Here is a 4182-nt window from a genome sequence, read left to right on the forward strand (position 1 = left end):
ATTGTACCAATGTGACCAGAATGGCGATCAGCACCAAGCCCCGCAGGAATCCGAAAAAAGTGCCCAGAAACCGGTCGGTGGCTCCAAAGCCAATGCCGTATAATAACTTACGCACCACAAAAGCGCACAGGGTTCCAACTACCAGACAGCCAAAAAACAGGATAAAGGAGGCTAAGGGCACCCGCCATCCGACAGGAATATCATGGGACAACTGCGGCGCCAGCCAGCTCCCCCCCCAGGTCCAGGCTACATAAAATCCACCAACCCAGGCCGCCAATGAAAAAAATTCGCGAACCATGCCCCGAAACAGTCCCCACAGGGCGGATAATACGACCAGCCCGACAACGACAATATCCAGCCAGTAATTCACACGCTGGTACCGTCCAGCCATTGCCGGGGCAACTGCTTGACCAGATGAAATGATCCGAAGCAGACAATGCTGTCATCGGCTGTCAAAACGGCACCCAGTGCATCAAGAGCGGTTTGCATGTTTTCCTCAATTTCCACATGAGCAGCGCCCATTTCCCACAAACATTTCTGCAGACTGGCGGCACTGGCGGCACGTGGCGTATCGGTTATTTCCAGAACATGCCAGACTTCTACACGCCTGAGCAAGTTTTTCAGGGTACCTGCAACATCTTTATCGGCGAGCATGGCCACTACGGCATGGCAGCGCCCGCCCTGGCCCTCCAACAGCGTTGCCAATTGTGCCACTGCCTGAGGATTGTGGGCGACATCAACAATCAGACGCGGACCGTTTTCTCCCCAAGGCCGTAACATCTGTGCCCTGCCCGGCAAATCTGGCCGGATTGACCAATGGCTCAATGCCGCAGCGGAAACGGGTAATTTTTTTTGCAGAACCCAGACGGCGGCCAGGGCGAGGGCCAGGTTCTGCCATTGCGCAGCAGCGGGCCAGAGCGGTTCCGGCATTGCCAGGGTCTGGCCGAATCCCCACCAACGGCGGGCTTGTGCATCAAAGTCGAAATCCTGACCGAGTAATTGTAATGGCACCTGATGTTGCGCTGCTGTTTCCAGCACGGAGGCACAGGGATTTGCAGCATCTCCGTACAGAGCCGGCACATTGGGTCGAAAAATTCCGGATTTTTCCCGACCGATGGACAGTCGATCCGGTCCCAGCCAGTCCTGATGATCCAGATCTACCGTAGTCAGCACGCTGCAGTCCGGATCAAAAGCGTTGACAGCATCCAGTCGCCCACCCAGTCCGACCTCCAATATGGCCAGATCCACCTGCGCCGTACAGAGAATTTTCACTGCAGCCAGGGTCGTGATTTCAAAAAAGGTCAGAGCAATACTTCCGGCAACGGCCGCAATGTCATCCAGTGCGGCGTCCCAGTCGGACATCGGAGCAGAGATGCCATTCAGCCGCAGACGTTCGTTAAACGACCAGATATGCGGACTGGTATAGGCGGCAACCCGGTAACCGGCCTGTCGATAAAAAGTCTCCAGACAAGCCACCGTAGAACCCTTGCCATTGGTACCAGCCACGGTAATGACCGGCATCGGTAAACGCGCAGGCAAATCCAGCAAAGCCATGGCCGTCCGCATGCGCTCCAGACCCAGGACAATCCGTTCCGGCGGGCCGGCCATGCGAATCACCTGATCACTGAGGGCATCCGTCAACGCCCTGCTCTGCAGCACAATCAGCTCCTAGGGTTTGCTGCTGGACTGGGTCAGCATCCCCAGTATTTCACCGATCACCGTGCGCAACTGGCGGCGATCCACAATCTGGTCAATAGCCCCGTGTTCCAGCAAATACTCCGAACGCTGAAAACCAACCGGCAGCTTTTCGCGGATCGTCTGTTCGATGACGCGTGGACCCGCAAAGCCAATGAGGGCCTTGGGCTCGGCAATCAGCACGTCGCCCAGGGTCGCGAGGCTGGCAGAAACTCCACCCATGGTGGGGTCCGTCAGCACCGAAATAAAAGGAAGTCCGGCCTTGGCCAGGCGTTCAACGGCTGCCGAGGTTTTGGCCATCTGCATCAGTGACAGCAGACCTTCCTGCATCCGGGCACCGCCACTGGCTGAAAAACAGACCAATGGACAGCGATCTACCAGGGCGGTTTCTGCGGCCCGGGCAAAACGGGCGCCGACCACCGAACCCATGCTCCCCCCCATGAATTCAAAAGCAAAAGCGGCAGCAACTACCGGACGCCCATGCAGCAGGCCGCGCATGACCACCAAAGCATCTTTTTCACCGGTCTTGGTCTGGGCTTCCTGCAAACGCTCCTTGTAGCGCTTCTGATCTTTGAAACGCAGGGGATCAACGGGGACATATTCCTTGGCAATTTCCAGGCGCGGTTCTGCATCCAGGAAAAAATCCAGACGCTGCCGGGCCGTAATGCGCTGATGATGACCACAATTGGGACAGACAAACAGGTTTTCTTCCAGCTCGGTACGATACAAAACCGTTTGGCAGGTGGGGCACTTGGACCAAAGCCCTTCGGGTACCGTGCGCTTGTTTTCCGCCGCTTGCGGCTCTGGATTGGTGTTTTTCTTGATTTTGGGGGGTAATACCCGGTCAAACCAGCTCATTGAACACTCCGGGGTTTTTGTACGGCACCCGCCAACGCTTGAATAAAGTTTTTGGCCACCTGAACGGCTGCCTGATCATTGCTGCAATCGGCCAGTTGTTCCACCAGGGCACTGCCTACCACTACGGCATCCGCACCTTGGGCAACCCGGGTCACTGTCTCGGCATCACGAATTCCAAAGCCGATGGCTACTGGCAAAGCCAATTCCCGGCGCAATTCACCAACCCGTTTGAGAACCTCGGGCCAGTCGGACTGCGCTGCTCCGGTAATGCCCCGCAAGGAGACATAGTAGACAAAACCGCTGCCCAGTTCGCGGACCGTCTGCACCCGCGCCGCGCCACTGGTGGGAGCCAGCAGAAAAATGGGGTCCACACCACAGGCCATGAGCAAAGCTGATTCCTCGCGGCCCTCTTCGGGGGTGAGATCGACAATGATAACCCCATCCACGCCAGCCCCTGCCGCCAACTCCGCAAAGGTCGCCATACCCATGGCTTCGAGCGGATTCAGATAACCCATGAGGATGACCGGCGTCTGTTGATTGCTGCGCCGGAATTCGCGGACCCACTCCAACACCATCCGCAACTTGACGCCACGCCCGAGGGCGCGCTCACTGGCCCGCTGAATACTGGGTCCATCTGCCATGGGATCGGAAAAGGGCATGCCCAACTCAATCGCATCCGCTCCGGATTCTACCAGGGCATGCATGAGGGGCACGGTTGCCGTCAGGGAAGGATCGCCGGCGGTGATAAAAGGGATAAGGGCCGCCCGATTTTTCTGCTGCAACTGCGCAAACATGGCCGATAGACGACTCATAAATGAATACCCTCCAGAGCAGCAACCGTGTGAATATCCTTGTCACCCCGGCCCGATAAATTGACGATAATGGTTTGATCTGAGCGCATGCCGGGCGCGATGGCAAAGGCATGGGCCAGGGCATGGGAGGTCTCCAGGGCCGGAATGATGCCTTCCGTGCGGCACAGTTCGTGAAAGGCCTGCAAGGCTTCCTGATCTGTCGCTGCCACATATTCAGCACGACCAATATCTTTGAGGTAGGCGTGCTCCGGCCCCACTCCCGGATAATCCAGCCCTGCCGAGATCGAATGGGTGGGCAGAATCTGGCCGTCTTCATCTTCCATGAGATAAGTGCGATTACCATGCAACACCCCCGGGCGCCCCGTGGTCAGTGGTGCAGCATGCTGGCCGGTACTCAGGCCCAGCCCCCCCGCCTCCACACCGATCCGACGCACTGACTGGTCATTGATGAACGGGTAAAACAGGCCGATGGCATTACTGCCGCCGCCCACACAGGCGACGCACACGTCCGGCAGGCGACCAGTCAGTTCCAGACACTGAGCCCGCGCTTCATCACCAATAACCCGATGAAAATCCCGGACCATGGCAGGGTAAGGATGGGGGCCTGCTACGGTACCAATAACATAAAACGTATTATCCACATGGGTGACCCAGTCGCGCAGGGCTTCATTGAGCGCGTCTTTCAGCGTGCGGGTGCCACTGGTTACGGCCGCCACCTGGGCACCCAGCAAACGCATCCGGAAAACATTGCTGGATTGCCGCTGAATATCTTCTTCACCCATATACACCAGACATTCCATACCATAACGGGTAGCTA

The 4182-nt window shown here is 57.4% G+C and carries 5 protein-coding genes; all 5 read right to left on the reverse strand.

All coding sequences use genetic code 11. The features are described 5' to 3' along the window. A partial coding sequence (locus AC2VLY_RS15570) for a CvpA family protein (RefSeq protein WP_486922590.1) occupies positions 1–391 on the reverse strand: 391 nt, incomplete at its 3' end. Continuing rightward, positions 367–1659, reverse strand: a complete 1293-nt coding sequence (locus tag AC2VLY_RS15575; RefSeq protein ID WP_486922591.1) for a bifunctional folylpolyglutamate synthase/dihydrofolate synthase — start codon at positions 1657–1659, stop codon at positions 367–369. The genes AC2VLY_RS15570 and AC2VLY_RS15575, both read right to left, overlap by 25 nt. A gap of 9 nt (positions 1660–1668) precedes the next feature. After that, positions 1669–2553: an acetyl-CoA carboxylase, carboxyltransferase subunit beta gene (accD, locus tag AC2VLY_RS15580; protein WP_486893897.1), complete on the reverse strand. Its 885-nt coding sequence runs from the start codon at positions 2551–2553 to the stop codon at positions 1669–1671. Continuing rightward, positions 2550–3365, reverse strand: a complete 816-nt coding sequence (trpA, locus tag AC2VLY_RS15585) for a tryptophan synthase subunit alpha (protein WP_486893895.1) — start codon at positions 3363–3365, stop codon at positions 2550–2552. Before trpA ends, accD begins: the two co-directional genes overlap by 4 nt. After that, on the reverse strand, positions 3362–4182 hold an 821-nt coding region (trpB, locus tag AC2VLY_RS15590; RefSeq protein WP_486922592.1), incomplete at its 5' end, for a tryptophan synthase subunit beta. The genes trpA and trpB, both read right to left, overlap by 4 nt.

This window comes from Acidithiobacillus sp. TH-A36, from assembly GCF_057473445.1.

Bases quoted from the DNA above. Each gene is read 5' to 3' on its own strand.
- trpA (WP_486893895.1), bottom strand. From the start codon at position 3,365: ATGAGTCGTCTATCGGCCATGTTTGCGCAGTTGCAGCAGAAAAATCGG.
- accD (WP_486893897.1), bottom strand. From the start codon at position 2,553: ATGAGCTGGTTTGACCGGGTATTACCCCCCAAAATCAAGAAAAACACC.